Here is a 16,018-nt window from a genome sequence, read left to right on the forward strand (position 1 = left end):
CGCGCCCCGGGGGCCCCCCCCCCCCCCCCCCCCCCCCCCCCCCCCGGGGGGCCCCGCGGGGGGGGGGGGGGGGCGCCCGCCCCCCCCCCCCCCCCGCCCCCCCCCCGGGGGGGGGGGGGGGGGCGCGCCCCGCCCCCCCCCCCCCGGGCCCCGGGGGGGGGGGGGCACCGCCGCGACAAGCCACGACGCAGTCGCGGTCTGCGACACACCAGCCGGGGCAGCCCGTGCCCAGAACCACAGACGAAGGAGTCACATGACCGCACCCCCCACCGCCCCCCGTCGCCCCGGAGGCGACGCGCTCGACAGGATCGGGCATCCGGCCCCGCCCCTCGCAGAGGCGGACGCGTCGCCGCACACCTTCCCCGACGGCGGCACATGGCGCACGGAGATCCCCTCCGTCGAAGGGCCGGAGGCCCTCGGCGTCGTGCTGAAGGAGAGCGCGAGGCTCGGTCTCCCCGTGCACCGCATCAGTCAGGGCAGCGGCGTCTGGATGCTCACCGACGCCGAGATCACCGAGATGGTGGAGTCCTGCGCCGAACGCGACGTGGAGCTCTGCCTGTTCACCGGGCCGCGCGGCACCTGGGACATCGGCGGCTCGACCCGTACCGACTCCGGCGGCGCGGGGCTGCGTGCCCGGGGGCACGACGGGCTCGCCGGGTGCGTCGAGGACGCGCTGCGCGCGACCGCGCTCGGGGTGCGCTGCCTGCTCGTCGCCGACGAGGGCGTGCTGTGGACCCTGCACAGGCTCCGGGAAGCCGGAGAGCTGCCCGCCGGGACCACGCTGAAGCTCTCCGCGCTGACGGGGCCCGTCAACCCGGCCTCGTACGCCGTGTACGAACGGCTCGGCGCCGACTCGCTCAACGTGCCCTCGGACCTGACCCCGGCGCACCTCACCGAGATCCGCCGGGTCAGCAGCGCGCCGATGGACCTCTACGTCGAGGCGCCGGACGACCTCGGCGGCTACGTCCGGATGTACGAGACGGCCGAGCTGATCCGGCGCGGCGCGCCGCTGTATCTGAAGTTCGGCCTGAGCAAGTCCCCCGGCATCTACCCGTACGGCGCCCATCTGCGCGACCACACGCTCGCCACCGCGCGCGAGCGGGTGCGGCGCGGACGGCTCGTGCTCGATCTGCTCGCACGGCACGGCGCGGACGGCGGGATGTCGCCGCTGGGCTCGCGGCTGCCGGGCGCCCTCAGCCGTTTCCCCGTCCCGGAAGGGGACCCCGCATGATCACTGGGATACGTACGAAGCGCGCCGCGGCGGCGGTGGCGCTGGCCGCGCTGCTCACCGCTTCGGTCGCCGCCTGCGGGCAGGAGGCCAAGGGCGGCAGCCGCTACAAGCCCGACAAGGGCAAGGGCGGCACCGTGGGGCTCGCGATGCCGACCAAGTCCTCGGAACGGTGGATCGCCGACGGCAAGAACATGGCGAAGCAGTTCCAGAAGGCGGGCTACGAGACCGACCTCCAGTACGGCGACGACAAGGTGGAGAACCAGGTCGCCCAGTTGGAGAACATGATCGCGAAGGGCCACCGGCTGCTGGTCGTCGCCGCGATCGACGGCTCGGCGCTCACCGACGTGCTCCAGCGCGCCAAGGACGCGGGGATCCGCGTGATCTCGTACGACCGCCTCATCCTCGGCACGAAGAACGTCGACTACTACGCCTCGTTCGACAACGAGCGCGTCGGCGAGCTGCAGGGCCAGTACCTGATCGACAAGCTGAAGCTGGACGAGAACAAGGACGAGAAGTTCAACGTCGAGCTCTTCGCGGGCTCGCCGGACGACAACAACACCCAGTACTTCTGGAACGGCGCGATGAAGAAGCTGCGCCCGTACCTGAAGAAGGGGCAGCTCACCGTCCGCTCCAAGCAGACGAAGATGAGCCAGGCGACCACGCTGCGCTGGGACGGCGGCACCGCGCAGAAGCGGATGGACGACCTGATCAGCAAGAACTACGGCTCCGAGGACGTGGACGCCGTGCTCTCGCCGTACGACGGGATCTCCATCGGCATCCTCTCCGCGCTCAAGAGCGCCGGGTACGGCACCAAGTCCAAGCCGTACCCGATCGTGACGGGGCAGGACGCGGAGCTGGCCTCGGTCAAGTCGATCCTCGCGGGCAACCAGACGATGACCGTCTACAAGGACACCCGGAAGCTGGCCCGGCAGGCCGTGCAGATGGGCGACGCGGTGCTCACCGGCAAGAAGCCGGAGGTCAACGACACCAAGTCGTACGACAACAAGAAGAAGATCGTGCCCGCCTTCCTCCTCAAGCCGGTCAGCATCGACAAGTCCAACACGAAGCGGCTGATCGACGACGGCTACTACACGGAGGGGCAGCTCAAGTGACGGGCCCCATCCTGGAGATGCGCGCCATCACCAAGACCTTCCCCGGGGTCACGGCGCTCTCCGACGTCAACCTGACCGTGCGGGCCGGGGAGATCCACGCGATCTGCGGCGAGAACGGCGCGGGCAAGTCCACGCTGATGAAGGTGCTCAGCGGCGTCCACCCGCACGGCAGCTACGAGGGCGAGGTCCTCTTCCAGGACGAGCCCGTGGCGTTCAAGGACATCCGCGCGAGCGAGCGGCGCGGCATCGTGATCATCCATCAGGAGCTGGCGCTCGTCCCGTACCTCTCGCTCGCGGAGAACATCTTCCTCGGCAACGAGGTCGCCTCGCGCGGCGTGATCAGCTGGAACGAGACGCTGCGCCAGGCCGACCGGCTGCTCAAGCGGGTCGGGCTGCCCGACAAGCCGCAGACGCGGGTCGCGGACATCGGCGTGGGCAGGCAGCAGCTCGTGGAGATCGCCAAGGCGCTCTCCAAGGAGGTGAAGCTGCTCATCCTCGACGAGCCGACGGCGGCGCTCAACGACGAGGACAGCGAGAAGCTCCTCGACCTCATCCTGGAGCTGCGCGAGCAGGGCATCGCCTGCATCGTCATCTCGCACAAGCTGAACGAGATCCGCCGGGTCGCCGACGCGGTCACCATCCTGCGCGACGGGAGGACCATCGAGACCCTCACGGTCCGGGAGAACCCGCAGGACGAGGCGGACGTCTCCGAGGACCGCATCATCCGCGGCATGGTCGGCCGCGACCTCGACCACCGCTTCCCCGACCGCACCCGCTACGAGGGCGAGGACGCGGGCAGTCCCGCGCTCGCCGTCGCCAACTGGACGGTGCGGCACCCGATCGACCACGAGCGCAAGGTCGTGGACGACGTCTCGCTGGAGGTGCGGCGCGGCGAGATCGTCGGCATCGCGGGGCTGATGGGCGCGGGGCGCACGGAGCTGGCCATGAGCGTCTTCGGCCGCTCCTACGGGCAGTACGACGGCGGCACCGTACGGGTCGACGACCGGGAGGTGCGCACCAAGACGGTGTCCGAGGCGGTGAAGCACGGCATCGCGTACGTCACCGAGGACCGCAAGACGTACGGGCTGAACCTCATCGACTCCATCAACCGCAACATCTCCCTGGCCTCCCTGCCGGGGCTGGCCCCGCACGGGGTGGTGGACGAGCACGAGGAGCGGCGGGTCTCCGAGGGCTACCGCAAGTCGATGAACATCAAGGCGCCCACGGTCGCCGAGGTGGTCCAGCGGCTCTCCGGCGGCAACCAGCAGAAGGTCGTGCTCAGCAAGTGGATCCACGCCGACCCCGAGGTGCTGATCCTGGACGAGCCCACGCGCGGCATCGACATCGGCGCGAAGTTCGAGATCTACACGGTCATCGACAAGCTCGCCGCGCAGGGCAAGGCGGTCGTCTTCATCTCCTCCGAGCTGCCCGAACTGCTCGGCATGTGCGACCGGATCTACACCATGGCGGCGGGCCGGCTGACCGGCGAGGTGTCCCGCGAGGAAGCCACCCAGGAAGTGCTCATGCGCCACATGACCAAGGACAGAGGCTGAGGCCCCCATGACCACCACCACGACCACTCCACCCACCAGCACCCCCTCCGGTGACGGGACCGAGGACCGGTCAGCGGGCGCGGTCCTGCTGCGCAGCCTGCGGAACAACATGCGGCAGTACGGCATGCTCGTCGCGCTGGCCTTCATCGTCGTGCTGTTCCAGATATGGACCGACGGCACGCTGCTGCTGCCGAACAACGTCTCCAACCTGATCCAGCAGAACGGCTACATCCTGATCCTGGCCATGGGGATGATGCTCGTCATCATCGCGGGCCACATCGATCTCTCCGTCGGCTCACTGGTCGCCTTCGTCGGCGCGATGTCGGCCGTCATGATCGTCAAACACGACATGCCCTGGGTCCTGGCGCTCATCATCTCGCTGCTCATCGGGGCCGCCGCGGGAGCCTGGCAGGGCTTCTGGATCGCGTACATCGGCATCCCCTCGTTCATCGTGACGCTCGCGGGGATGCTGCTCTTCCGGGGCGCGACGCAGATCGTGCTGGAGGGCCAGTCCATCGCGCCCTTCCCCAAGGGCTTCCAGAACATCGCGCAGGGCTTCATCCCGGAGATGGGCCCGTACACCCAGTACCACAACCCGACGCTGCTGCTGGGCGTGCTCGTCGTCGTCTTCCTGCTGCTCCAGGAGTGGCGCGACCGGCGCCGTCAGCTCGCCTACGAGCTCGACGTGCTGCCGTTCAACATCTGGGTCCTCAAGTGCGTGGCGATCGTGGCCGCCGTGGTGGCGTTCACGCTGACCCTCGCGAGCTTCCGGGGCGTGCCGGTGGTGCTGCTCATCATGTGCGCGCTGCTGATCGCGCTGGGCTTCGTGATGCGGAACGCGGTCGTCGGACGGCACATCTACGCGCTGGGCGGCAACAAGGCGGCGGCGAAGCTGTCCGGCGTCAAGGACCAGCGGGTGACGTTCCTGGTCTTCGTCAACATGGGCATGCTCGCCGCGCTGGCGGGCGTGGTCTACGCGGCCCGGCTCAACGCGGCCACGCCGAACGCGGGCACCATGTTCGAGCTGGAGGCCATCGCCGCGTGCTTCATCGGCGGCGCCTCCATGAGCGGCGGCGTGGGCACGGTGCTGGGCGCCGTCATCGGCGGCCTGGTCCTGGGCGTGCTCAACAACGGCATGTCCCTGGTCGGCATCGGCACCGACTACCAGCAGGTGATCAAGGGCCTGGTGCTGCTGGCGGCGGTCGCCTTCGACGTCTGGAACAAACGCAAGGTGGGTTCCTGACCCGTGCGCGGTGCGGGGTACGCGGCGGCGCGTACCCCGCACACGTGTGTCAGGCCAGCGCGCCGGTGCCGTGCCGGATCAGCCGGAACCCGGCGCAGGCCAGGGCGGCGGCGACGGCGAGGAGGAGAGCGGCCGTCATGAGCTGGACCGGCCAGAAGTGCGAGACGGGCAGGACCGACACGGCCTGGTCGGCGACGAGCCATACGAGCGCCGCGGCGGCCGGAGCGGTGACGAGCGCGGGGAGGGTACGGCGCCAGGCGAGCCCGGCGAGGGCCCCGGCCACCAGACCGGCGAGGCACAGGGCGACGAAGGCCGGGCCGTTGGCGTAGAAGGTCGCGGTGTCGTCCCAGGGCTTGGCGTTGTCGATCCTGCCCCTCCCGGACGACCAGGCCGCCGTGTGCAGGGCCGCCAGCAGCCCCGCGCCCGCGGCGACGGCCACCGCGGGGAGCGCCAGCTTCGCCGCGAACCAGCGCTCCGGGGACAGGCCTTGCGTCCAGACGAGCTGGGCGGTGCCGTTCTCGATCTCGCGGCCGGTCAGCGAGGCGCCCGCCCAGGCCGCGACGAGGAACGGCACGGCGAGGGTGACCGAGGTGACGTAGGCGTACACGTCCCGGTGGAGGAGTATCGCCTCCTGCCCGTAGGAGCAGCGCTTCCCGGGGACGCAGGCGTGGTACTCGCGCCACCCCAGGGCCGCGTCGTCCGCGAGCGGCCCGCCCACGAACAGCAGCACAGCCGACAGGGCGAGCAGGAGCAGGACCCAGAGGAACAGCGCGGGCCGGTGCAGCCGCAGCAGCAGCCGGGCGAGGGCGCGCGGGCCGGGCGACAGGGTGGCGGGGGCGGCGAGGGCGGTCATGCGGCTGCCTCCCCGGAACGGACCGCGTCGGTCGCGGCGTCGGTCGCGGGGTCGGCGGCGAGCGGCGCGCGCAGGTGCGCGAGGACCAGCTCCTCCAGGGAGGGCCGGTCGGCCTCCAGCCCTTCGGGCAGCGGGCGGTCGTCCGTACGGACGAGCGCGGTGAGCATGCGCCCGGTCGTACGGGACTCGACGACGTTCTCCTGCTCCAGCCGACCGGCGGCCTCCGCGGGGCCCGTCGCGACGGAGTGGGCGTCCAGCAGGCCGTCGATCTCGCCGTACAGCCGGACGCGGCCGTCCCGGAGCAGCACGAGGTGGTCGCAGACCCCCTCCAGCTCGGCGACCACGTGCGAGGACATCACGAGCGTGGTGCCGTGCTCGGCGACCTGGGCCATCAGCGTGCCCATCAGCTCGTGGCGGGCGAGCGCGTCGAGCTCGGCCATCGGCTCGTCCACCAGGAGGAGTTCGGGCCGCCTGGCGAGGGCGAGCGCGAGGGCGACACGGGTGCGCTGGCCCTCGGAGAGGGCACGGACGCGGATCTTGGGGTCGAGGTCGCCGCCCGCGAGGATCCGCTCGGCGAGCGGCCCGTCCCAGCACCCCGGGTTGAGGTCGGCGCCCGTGCGCAGCGTCTCGCCCACGGTGAGCTGCTGGTGGAGCGGCCTGCCCTGGCCCACGAAGCCGGTACGGGCGCGCACCGCCGCCGGACGTTCGCCGCCGAGCAGCGTGACCGTTCCCTCGGTCGGCACGTCGAGCCCGGCCGCGAGGTCGAGCAGCGTGGACTTGCCCGCGCCGTTCGGCCCGACGAGGGCGCAGACGCTCCCCGCGGGCAGCTCGAACGTGCAGTCCCGCAGCCCCCAGGGGCCGCTGCGGCCGAACCTCTTGCCGAGCCCGGCCGCCTCCATGGCGGTGTCGGTCATCCCTCTTGCCTTTCGGAGTTCTTGAAGTGCTCGTCCAGTACGGCGGAGAAGAGCGCCGCCACGTCGTCCCGTTCCATCCCGGCGGCGCGGGCCCGCGCCGCCCACTCCGCGAGCTCCGCGCGCAGCGGCGAGTCCGCGGGGGCCGCGCCGAGGGCCTTGCGGACGAACGTGCCGAGGCCCCGCCGGGCCTCGACCAGCCCCTCGCGCTCCAGTTCGCGGTACGCCTTCAGGACCGTGTTCGGATTCACGGCCGTCGCCTCGACGACCTCGCGCGCCGTCGGCAACTTGTCGCCGGGCCGCAGCAGTCCGAGCCGGAGGGCCTGCTTGGTCTGCTGCACGATCTGCACATAGGTGGCGACGCCGCTGCGCCTGTCGATGCGGTACTCGACCACGCGGACAACCACCCTTTCACTAATTGAGTAGTGAAAGGGTGGTGGAGCGGGACCGGGGATGTCAACGCGAGCGGCGCGGAAGATTGGTCTACACCCTTGACTGGTATAGACCAAGTCGGTTGACTGCCCACAGCCAGAACGTCCCTGACTCGCGGCACGCCGCCGCGCCAAGGAGTGAACAGAGTGAACGAGCGCCCATACGCCCGTCCGTCGCACTCCCCACGCCGACGACCATGGAAGCGCGCCGCCGCGCGGCTCCGCCCGGCCCTCGCCCTCGCGGCGCTCTCGGGCCTGCTGGCCTCGCTGGTGGTCCTCCTCCCGACGACCGCGACCGCCTCGACCGCGGCGGGCGCGGCGGGCGCCAAGAAGGCATCCGCCAAGGCGCCCGCCTGTGCGGCAGCATGGGCCGCCGACGGCGTCTACACGAACGGCTCGACCGTCTCGCACGGCGGCCACAACTGGCAGGCCAAGTGGTGGACGAGGGGCGAGACCCCCGGCGCCACCGGGCAGTGGGGAGTATGGGTGGACAAGGGTGAGTGCGGCACCGGGGGCGGCAACCCCGACCCGGATCCCGCGGACTTCGTGGTGAGCGAGGCCCAGTTCGAGCAGATGTTCCCGAACAGGCAGCCGTTCTACACGTACAAGGGCCTCATCGACGCGCTGAGCGCCTACCCCGACTTCACCCACACCGGCGACGAGACCACCCGCAAGCGGGAGGCCGCCGCGTTCCTCGCCAACGTCAGCCACGAGACCGGCGGTCTCGTCCACGTCGTGGAGCAGAACGAGGCCAACTACCCGCACTACTGCGACAAGGAGCAGCCCTACGGCTGCCCCGCGGGCAACGACGCCTACTACGGCCGCGGCCCCATCCAGCTGAGCTGGAACTTCAACTACAAGGCCGCCGGGGAGGCCCTCGGCATCGACCTGCTCAACAACCCCTGGCTGGTCGAGCGTGACCCGGCCGTCGCCTGGCAGACCGGCCTCTGGTACTGGAACACCCAGAAGGGCCCCGGCACCGTGACGGGCCATCAGGCCATGACCGAGGGCCACGGCTTCGGCGAGTCCATCCGCAGCATCAACGGCACGCTGGAGTGCGACGGCGGCAACCCGACGCAGGTCAAGAGCCGCGTCGACCGCTACAAGCAGTTCACCCAGCTCCTGGGCACCACCCCGGGCGACAACCTGAGCTGCTGACGGGCACGGTTCTCCCGGTCCCGCCCCTGCGTCACGCCGGGGCGGGACCGGTGACGTCGAGGGTCAGGACGTTCCGCCAGTCGTTGGTGAAGACGGCGGTCGTCCCCTCGCAGCGCACCCCGACGAACGGGTTGGAGAGGAACATCGTCGCGACCCACACCAGGGAGCCGTCCGCGCGGAGCCGCGCGAGCCAGCCGATGTTGCCCATCCCCCCGCCCCCGCCGGTCAGCAGGCCCGAGCCGTCGGGCAGCGGGCTCTCGAAGTACACGTCCACCTCGAAGGCGCCGTACTCCTCGACGGCCGCCGCCACCCCGAAGGGTTCCCCGAGCCGGAACGGGATCGGCTGCCCGGCGTCCCGGTGGTAGGCGCCGGGCCCCTCGACGTGCACGTCCCGCGCGGTGTCGTCCGGCCGGTAGAGCCCGTCACGGGACGGCGCCTCACCGGCCGCCCACAGCCTCTCGACGACCGTTCCCGCGGTCCCGCTCATCGCGTGCTCCGTACGGCCGCCACGACCTCCGGCCAGCTTCCCGTCACCGTGGCCCAGGACGGGACGGCGCCGGGGTCCGGGGGCGTGAGGTCGCCGAGGCCGCCGGTGAAGAGGAGGCGGTGGGCGACCGTCGTCAGATGGGCCAGGACGTCGAGGCGGTCGTCGACGAAGTGCGTGACGCCGAGGCGTGCGCAGACCGGGGCCTTGTCGGCGCGTTCGCGCACGAAGTGCAGGTGCCCGTCGGGGATGCCCGTACGGGCGAAGAAGTCGTGGTGGCCGAGCCACTCCCGGGTGCGGTCCGCGACCCTCGGGCCCGCCTTGGAGATCACGTGCACCCGTCCGGCGAACGGCTCGGCCGTCAGCGCGGCGAGGGCCTCCATCACGCCGTCCACGGCCGGTGTCAGCAGCGGCTGCGGGCCGAAGAACGAGGTGTCGGAGCCCTCGGCCACCCGGCCGATGATCACTCCGCCGACGTCCACCCCGAGCACCGGGAGTCTCCGCTGTCGTTCCATGGCGGGCATGGTGCCACGGGCGATCGTTCAGTTCTTCTGCGGCGGCGTTTAAGAAACACTCGATGGACCTGGAGCCGGGGGCCCGGCACAGTGAGGCTGGCCACTGCCACTGCGGTCACGGTGGTCGTCCCCTATCGCGCCGTCACCACCAGGAGACCCCGCCGTGAAGGCACTTGTGAAGGCAAAGGCAGAACCCGGACTGTGGCTGATGGACGTGCCGGAGCCCGAGATCGGCCCCGGCGAGGTCCTGATCAAGGTGCTCCGCACCGGCATCTGCGGCACCGACCTGCACATACGGGAGTACGACGGCTGGGCCCAGCAGGCCGTGCGGACCCCGCTCGTGCTGGGCCACGAGTTCGTCGGCGAGGTCGTCGAGGTCGCGCCCGACGTGGCCGCCGCGGGCACCGTGGCCACCGGCGACCTGGTGAGCGGCGAGGGCCACCTGGTCTGCGGGACGTGCCGCAACTGCCGGGCGGGGCGGCGCCATCTGTGCCGCAGCACGGTCGGCCTCGGCGTGGTGCGGGACGGCGCGTTCGCGGAGTACGTGTCGCTGCCCGCCTCCAACGTGTGGGTGCACAAGACGAAGCTCGACCTCGACGTCGCCGCGATCTTCGACCCGTTCGGCAACGCGGTGCACACGGCGCTCTCCTTCCCGCTGGTCAACGAGGACGTGCTGATCACCGGCGCGGGCCCGATCGGCATCATGGCCGCGGCCGTCGCCCGCCACGCGGGCGCCCGTAACGTGGTGATCACCGACGTCAGCCCGTACCGCCTGGAGCTGGCCGAGAAGGTCGGCGTCAGCCTCGCGCTGGACGTGCGCGGCTCGGAGACCGCGATCGAGGACGGGCAGGCGAAGCTCGGGATGCGCGAGGGCTTCGACGTCGGCCTGGAGATGTCCGGCCGCCCCGAGGCGCTGCGCGGCATGCTCGCGAACATGACGCACGGCGGCAGCATCGCGATGCTCGGCCTGCCGTCCGAGGAGTTCTCGATCGACTTCGCCCGCCTCGTGACCTCCATGATCACGCTGAAGGGCATCTACGGCCGCGAGATGTTCGAGACCTGGTACGCGATGTCCGTGCTCCTGGAGGGCGGGCTCGACCTCTCCCCCGTGATCACCGGGCGGTACTCGTACCGTGACTTCGACACCGCGTTCGACGACGCCGCCGGCGGACGCTGCGGCAAGGTCATTCTCGACTGGACGGCCTGAGAGCCCCGCCCCCGAACCCGTCCCGAAAACCCTCTAAGGAGCCCTTCGATGCTGGAGTCCGTCCGCACGGACCTGCGCGCCACCCTCGACGAGATCGGCGCCGCCGGTCTGCTCAAGCCCGAGCGCGTGATCGGCACCCCGCAGAGCGCCTCGGTCACCGTCACGGCGGGCGGCCTCCCCGGCGAGACGCTGAACTTCTGCGCCAACAACTACCTGGGCCTCGCCGACAACCCCGAGGTGATCGCCGCGGGCAAGGAGGCGCTGGACCGCTGGGGCTACGGCATGGCCTCGGTCCGCTTCATCTGCGGCACGCAGGAGGTCCACAAGGAGCTGGAGGCCCGGCTCTCCGCGTTCCTCGGCGCCGAGGACACGATCCTCTACAGCTCGTGCTTCGACGCGAACGGCGGCGTCTTCGAGACCCTCCTCGGCGAGGAGGACGCGGTGATCTCCGACGCCCTCAACCACGCGAGCATCATCGACGGCATCCGCCTCTCCAAGGCCCGCCGCTTCCGCTACGCGAACCGGGACATGGCCGACCTGGAGCAGAAGCTCAAGGAGGCGGGCGACGCGCGCCGCAAGCTCGTCGTCACCGACGGCGTCTTCTCCATGGACGGCTACGTCGCCCCGCTCGACGAGATCTGCGACCTGGCCGAGCGGTACGGCGCGCTGGTCATGGTCGACGACTCGCACGCGGTGGGCTTCGTCGGCGAGCGCGGCCGGGGCACCCACGAGCTGCACGGCGTCATGGACCGCGTCGACATCCTCACCGGCACCCTCGGCAAGGCGCTCGGCGGCGCCTCGGGCGGCTATGTCGCGGCCCGCCGGGAGATCGTGGAGCTGCTGCGCCAGCGCTCGCGCCCGTACCTCTTCTCCAACTCCCTCGCCCCGGTGATCGCCGCCGCCTCGCTCAAGGTCCTGGACCTGCTGGAGGCCGAGGGCGGGAACGGCGCCGAGCTGCGCGCCCGGCTCTACGCGAACACGGCGCTCTTCCGCGCGCGGATGACCGAGGAGGGCTTCGAGCTACTGCCGGGCGACCACCCCATCGCCCCGGTGATGATCGGCGACGCCGAGCGCGCGGCCCGCATCGCGGACCTGCTGCTGGAGCACGGGGTGTACGCGGTCGGCTTCTCCTACCCCGTGGTCCCGCACGGAAAGGCGCGGATCCGCGTGCAGCTCTCCGCCCGGCACTCGGCGGAGGACGTCGAGCGGGCCGTCACCGCATTCGTCGCCGCGCGGGACGCCCTGGCAGAGTGAGGGCAGGACACGGCACGGGCGAGGCAGGGCGGCACAAGGGCAGATGATCGACGCGAGGAAGCTGCGCACGCTGCGCGCCGTGGCCGACCACCGTACGGTGACGGCCGCGGCGGCCGTGCTGCACCTGACCCCGTCGGCCGTCTCCCAGCAGCTCGCCGCGCTGGACAACGAGGTGGGGCACCACCTGCTCGTCCGGGACGGCCGCGGGGTCCGGCTGACGGCGGCGGGCGAGATCCTGCTGGCCCACGGCAACACGGTCCTCGCCCAGCTCGAACGGGCGGAGGCCGAGCTGGCGGCCTACGCCGAGGGCGAGAAGGGCGAGGTCACCGTGATGTCCTTCGCCACGGGCATCACCACGGTCGTCGGCCCCGCCATGACCGCGCTGCGCGCGGCGGCGCCCGGCATCCGGATGCGGGTCCTCGACGCGGAGGGCGACGCGAGCCTGACCCGGGTCCTCGACGGGCACGCGGACCTCGCGGTGGCCGTCGAGTACCGGGGCGTGCCGCGCGAGGACGGGCGGCGGCTGATCCGCGTCCCGCTCTACGCGGAGCCGTTCGACGCGGTGCTCCCCTGGGACCACCGGCTCGCGGGCAAGGAGCGGGTGAACGTCTCCGACCTCGCGGACGAGCAGTGGGTCGGCCCCTACGAGGGCAATCCGTGCCACGACGTGGTGATGCTGGCCTGCGAGTTCGCCGGGTTCCAGCCCCGGGTGACGCACTACTCGGACGACTTCAGGGCCGTCGCCGCGCTGGCGGGCGCCGGGGAGGGCGTGGCGCTCGTGCCGCGCTCGGCGCTGCGCGGCGTCGGGCTCCAGGACGTCGTGGTCCTGCCCGTGAGCGGCGTCCCGGTGACGCGCCGGGTCTTCGCGGCCGTACGACGCGGCACGGAGGACCATCCGCTGATCCGCCGGGTCCTGGAGGCCCTGCGCGGCGCGGCGGAGGACGCCCGCCCGGAGAGCGTCGGATGAACACGCCGTGACCCGCTTTCTGCGCGAAGTTGCGCGAACCCAGGCGGTTTCGCGCAGGACCGCACTCTTGACACGGAATGAAGCCGGTGGGTTTACTCCGTGACACGTCGAAGACGAGCACTCGGCGTCAGAGGTACGCCCAGCCGGTATGCGGCACCGCCGCGAGCCCGGACTGAGTCGCCAGGACCGCCCGCGGGTCCGAGGCGGGGACGTGCCCTCCATCTCTGGAGCTCGACGATGAAACATGACCGTCGGCGTCCGTACCGGACCATCGGGGCCGCCGTCGCGGCGATCGCGCTGCTCGTCCTGGCCGCCCAGGCGCACGGCGCCCCCGAAATGAAGCCCCCGCCGAAGCACGCCGGGTTCGACTACCAGATCGGCGGGCCGTACAAGCCGCCCTCCGACGTGAAGGTCGTCAGCCGCGACCACACGGCGAAGCCCGCCGACGGGCTCTACAACATCTGCTACGTCAACGCGTTCCAGGCCCAGCCCGGCGCCGAGGACGAGTGGGGCGACCTGCTGCTGCGCGACGCGGACGGCGAGGTCGTCTACGACAAGGAGTGGGACGAGGCCTTCCTCGACCTGCGCACCGCCGACAAGCGCGAGCGGATCGCGAAGAAGGTCGGCCGCTGGATCGGCTCCTGCGCCGAGAAGGGCTTCCAGGCCGTCGAGCCGGACAACTACGACAGCTACACCCGCGCCCCCGGCAAGCTGCTGACGGCCGGGCAGGCCCAGGCGTTCATCAAGCTGCTGTCGGCGCGCGCCCACGAACAGGGCCTGGCCATCGGCCAGAAGAACACCCCGGACCTCGCCGCCGCGCGCGAGGCGAACGGGCTGGACTTCGCCGTCGCCGAGGAGTGCGGCGAGTACGACGAGTGCGGGCGCTACGCCAAGGCGTTCGACGACCGCGTCGTCGTGATCGAGTACACCCGCGCCGGGCTGAAGAAGGCGTGCGAGGCCTGGGCCGACCGCCTCAGCGTCGTACGCCGCGACGTGGCCGTCACCAAGCCGGGCGAAGACGGGTACGTACGCCAGACCTGCTGACGCCCGCTGCCGAACGGCGATGGCCGACCGGCAGCGGCCGGAGGGCCTGTAGCTGGCGGAGGGTCGGTAGCCGCCGAACAGCGAGGCCCGAGCGGCGACGGCCCGACGGCGACCGCTGGACGGCGGCGGCTCGATGGCAACGACCGGACGACAACCGCCGAGCAACGGTCACCGGACGCCGACGGCTCGAAGGCTCGACGGCGACCGCCGGACGACGGCTCGACGGCTCGACGGCTCGACGGCTCGACGGCTCGACAGCGGCGACCGGACAGCGACTGCCGGACAGCAACAGACCGGCGGCCCGACGGTTCGACGGACGGCAACGGCCCGGCGGTTCGACGACCGGACCGCGACGGCTCGACGGCAGCCGCCGGACAGCGACGACCGGAGGGCGACGGCCGAACGGCGACGACCCGACGGCGACCGCCGGACGGCCACGGCCCAACGGCGATCGCCGGACGGCCACGGCCCAACGGCGACCGCCGGACGGCCACCGCCGGGCGACGGTCACCGGCGACGGCGACCGGCAGCGTGCCGATGGCGACAATCTCGCCACGCGGGCCCACCGTGTCCGGCCGCCGCGGCCAGCCCTCGCGGCAGCGACCAGTCGGGCGCCCGTACCCGGCATACGGGCCGGTACGGCCCGGACGCGGCACCCGCATCGCGACACCGGCCCCCCTTCCTGCTACTCCCCCTTCTTCTCTTCTCCCCCGGAGGTGCACATGGCCGTACCCCGAAACGCCGTTCCACGGCTCTCGCGGCGGCGGGTGCTGCGTGGGGCCGGGGCGCTCGCGCTGGGCGCCGCGGTCGGGCCGGCCGTGTCCGGCTGCGGTGCGGGCGCGGACGACGGCGTCGGCGCCGACGGCCGGGTCACGATCGAGCTGTGGCACGGCCAGGCCGACACCGCGAAGGCCGCGCTCAAGCGGCTCGTGGCCGACTTCGAGCGCGCCCATCCCCGTATCCGCGTCGACATGGGCGGCGGTGTGCTCGCCGACGCCATGCTGCAGAAGATCACGGCGGCGCTCGCCTCCGGCGCGTACCCGGACATCGCCTACGTCTTCGGCTCCGACCTGGCCAACGTCGCCCGCAGCCCGCAGACCGTGGACCTGACCGACTCCGTCGGCTCGGCCCGTACGCCGTGGAAGAACTACTGGCCCTCGGCGCGCGAGGCCGTCACCCTCAACGGCCGGGTGCGGGCCTCGCCCGCCGTGCTGGACGCGCTCGCCGTCGTCTGCAACAGGAAACTGTTCCGGCAGGCCGGGATCCCGCTGCCCGAGGCGGGCTGGAGCTGGGACGACTTCACCGAGACCGCGAGGAAGCTCACCGACAGGGGCGCCGGACGGTTCGGCACCGGCTGGCCCGGCACCGGCGACGAGGACACGGTCTGGCGGATCTGGCCCCTGCTGTGGGACCTGGGCGGCGACTTCATGGGCGAGGACGGGCGCAGCGTCGGCTTCGCCGGCCAGGGCGCCCGCGCGCTGGGAGTCGTCCGTGACCTCGCCCGCGACAAGAGCGTCTACATCGACCCCAAGCCCGGCAGCGAGCAGATGTACCAGGTCTTCCAGTCCGGACGGATGGGCATGGTCGTCACCGGCCCCTGGCAGCTCCCCGACATCCGACAGGCCAAGGTCGATTACGCCGTGGTCCCGCTGCCCAGCTTCTCCGGCAAGCCGGTCACCATCTCCGGGCCCGACACCTGGACGGTCTTCGACAACGGGGAGGCCCGCGCCGAGGCCGCCCGTACGTTCGTGAACTGGCTCGCCCGCCCCGAGCAGGACGTGCGCTGGGACGCCGAGGCGGGCAGCCTGCCGCTGAGCCGCGCCGCCGAGGCGAAGCCCGCGTGGCGCGAGCACAGCGCGGACGTCGAGGGGCTCGCGGTCTTCACCAAGGCCCTGGAGACCGCGCGGGTCCGTCCGGCGCACCCCGCCTACCCCCAGGTCTCCCAGGCCCTGGGGCAGGCCATCACCTCCGTACTGCTGGGCCGGAGCACGCCCGCCGCCGCCATGCGCTCCTGCGCGGAGGAGGCCGACGCCGCCCTTCTCATCCCTCGCTGAG

15 protein-coding genes are annotated in these 16,018 nt (G+C 72.0%); 10 read left to right on the forward strand and 5 right to left on the reverse strand.

What is annotated here, in order from left to right:
* Positions 1 to 253 precede the first annotated feature (253 nt).
* The 4 genes from ACGF3A_RS35510 to mmsB are packed head-to-tail and all read left to right on the forward strand — an operon-like array spanning position 254 to position 5,139.
* Entirely contained in the window at positions 254 to 1,231 is a 978-nt protein-coding gene (locus ACGF3A_RS35510) for a hypothetical protein (protein ID WP_393734585.1), read from the forward strand.
* The gene (gene chvE, locus ACGF3A_RS35515) at positions 1,228 to 2,343 is read left to right on the forward strand and encodes a multiple monosaccharide ABC transporter substrate-binding protein (protein ID WP_393734586.1); all 1,116 of its coding nucleotides are present in this window, start codon (positions 1,228 to 1,230) and stop codon (positions 2,341 to 2,343) included. Before ACGF3A_RS35510 ends, chvE begins: the two co-directional genes overlap by 4 nt.
* A gap of 17 nt (positions 2,344 to 2,360) precedes the next feature.
* Positions 2,361 to 3,896 (forward strand): multiple monosaccharide ABC transporter ATP-binding protein, encoded by a 1,536-nt coding sequence (gene mmsA, locus ACGF3A_RS35520; protein WP_393734675.1) that lies wholly within the window; start codon positions 2,361 to 2,363, stop codon positions 3,894 to 3,896.
* A 7-nt stretch (positions 3,897 to 3,903) separates the two neighbouring features.
* Positions 3,904 to 5,139: a multiple monosaccharide ABC transporter permease gene (gene mmsB, locus ACGF3A_RS35525; protein ID WP_393734587.1), complete on the forward strand. Its 1,236-nt coding sequence runs from the start codon at positions 3,904 to 3,906 to the stop codon at positions 5,137 to 5,139.
* A gap of 49 nt (positions 5,140 to 5,188) precedes the next feature.
* Here mmsB and ACGF3A_RS35530 read toward each other — a convergent pair whose 3' ends face one another.
* From ACGF3A_RS35530 to ACGF3A_RS35540, 3 genes are read right to left on the reverse strand one after another with little or no spacing between them, the layout of a single operon-like run.
* The gene (locus ACGF3A_RS35530; protein ID WP_393734588.1) at positions 5,189 to 5,992 is read right to left on the reverse strand and encodes a hypothetical protein; all 804 of its coding nucleotides are present in this window, start codon (positions 5,990 to 5,992) and stop codon (positions 5,189 to 5,191) included.
* Positions 5,989 to 6,906 carry an ABC transporter ATP-binding protein gene (locus ACGF3A_RS35535; RefSeq protein ID WP_393734589.1) on the reverse strand — a complete coding sequence of 306 codons (918 nt, stop codon included), beginning with the start codon at positions 6,904 to 6,906 and terminating at the stop codon, positions 5,989 to 5,991. Before ACGF3A_RS35535 ends, ACGF3A_RS35530 begins: the two co-directional genes overlap by 4 nt.
* A complete protein-coding gene (locus tag ACGF3A_RS35540) occupies positions 6,903 to 7,298 on the reverse strand; it encodes a GntR family transcriptional regulator (RefSeq protein WP_393734590.1) in 396 nt (131 codons plus the stop codon). The genes ACGF3A_RS35535 and ACGF3A_RS35540 overlap by 4 nt, the downstream gene beginning before the upstream one ends.
* Positions 7,299 to 7,589: 291 nt before the next feature.
* On the opposite strand from ACGF3A_RS35540, the gene ACGF3A_RS35545 reads away from it, so the two are divergent.
* Positions 7,590 to 8,492 carry a glycoside hydrolase family 19 protein gene (locus ACGF3A_RS35545; protein WP_393734676.1) on the forward strand — a complete coding sequence of 301 codons (903 nt, stop codon included), beginning with the start codon at positions 7,590 to 7,592 and terminating at the stop codon, positions 8,490 to 8,492.
* Between the two features lie 31 nt (positions 8,493 to 8,523).
* Here ACGF3A_RS35545 and ACGF3A_RS35550 read toward each other — a convergent pair whose 3' ends face one another.
* Both ACGF3A_RS35550 and ACGF3A_RS35555 read right to left on the reverse strand, forming a co-directional pair.
* Positions 8,524 to 8,979, reverse strand: a complete 456-nt coding sequence (locus ACGF3A_RS35550; protein WP_393734591.1) for a hypothetical protein — start codon at positions 8,977 to 8,979, stop codon at positions 8,524 to 8,526.
* Entirely contained in the window at positions 8,976 to 9,491 is a 516-nt protein-coding gene (locus tag ACGF3A_RS35555; protein WP_393734592.1) for a hypothetical protein, read from the reverse strand. Before ACGF3A_RS35555 ends, ACGF3A_RS35550 begins: the two co-directional genes overlap by 4 nt.
* A gap of 163 nt (positions 9,492 to 9,654) precedes the next feature.
* On the opposite strand from ACGF3A_RS35555, the gene tdh reads away from it, so the two are divergent.
* The 5 genes from tdh to ACGF3A_RS35580 all read left to right on the forward strand — a co-directional run bounded on the left by tdh (position 9,655) and on the right by ACGF3A_RS35580 (position 16,017).
* A complete protein-coding gene (gene tdh, locus ACGF3A_RS35560) occupies positions 9,655 to 10,698 on the forward strand; it encodes an L-threonine 3-dehydrogenase (protein WP_393734593.1) in 1,044 nt (347 codons plus the stop codon).
* A 48-nt stretch (positions 10,699 to 10,746) separates the two neighbouring features.
* Entirely contained in the window at positions 10,747 to 11,952 is a 1,206-nt protein-coding gene (locus tag ACGF3A_RS35565) for a glycine C-acetyltransferase (RefSeq protein WP_393734594.1), read from the forward strand.
* 43 nt (positions 11,953 to 11,995) lie between these two features.
* Positions 11,996 to 12,919 carry a LysR family transcriptional regulator gene (locus tag ACGF3A_RS35570; protein ID WP_393734595.1) on the forward strand — a complete coding sequence of 308 codons (924 nt, stop codon included), beginning with the start codon at positions 11,996 to 11,998 and terminating at the stop codon, positions 12,917 to 12,919.
* Between the two features lie 237 nt (positions 12,920 to 13,156).
* On the forward strand, positions 13,157 to 13,963 hold the full coding sequence (locus tag ACGF3A_RS35575) for an endo alpha-1,4 polygalactosaminidase (RefSeq protein WP_393734596.1): 807 nt from the start codon (positions 13,157 to 13,159) through the stop codon (positions 13,961 to 13,963).
* 722 nt (positions 13,964 to 14,685) lie between these two features.
* The gene (locus ACGF3A_RS35580) at positions 14,686 to 16,017 is read left to right on the forward strand and encodes an ABC transporter substrate-binding protein (protein WP_393734597.1); all 1,332 of its coding nucleotides are present in this window, start codon (positions 14,686 to 14,688) and stop codon (positions 16,015 to 16,017) included.
* The last annotated feature ends 1 nt before the right edge of the window (position 16,018 follow it).

The sequence above is a fragment of the Streptomyces sp. NPDC048172 genome, assembly GCF_043202595.1.
In the GTDB taxonomy this organism is placed as follows: domain Bacteria; phylum Actinomycetota; class Actinomycetes; order Streptomycetales; family Streptomycetaceae; genus Streptomyces.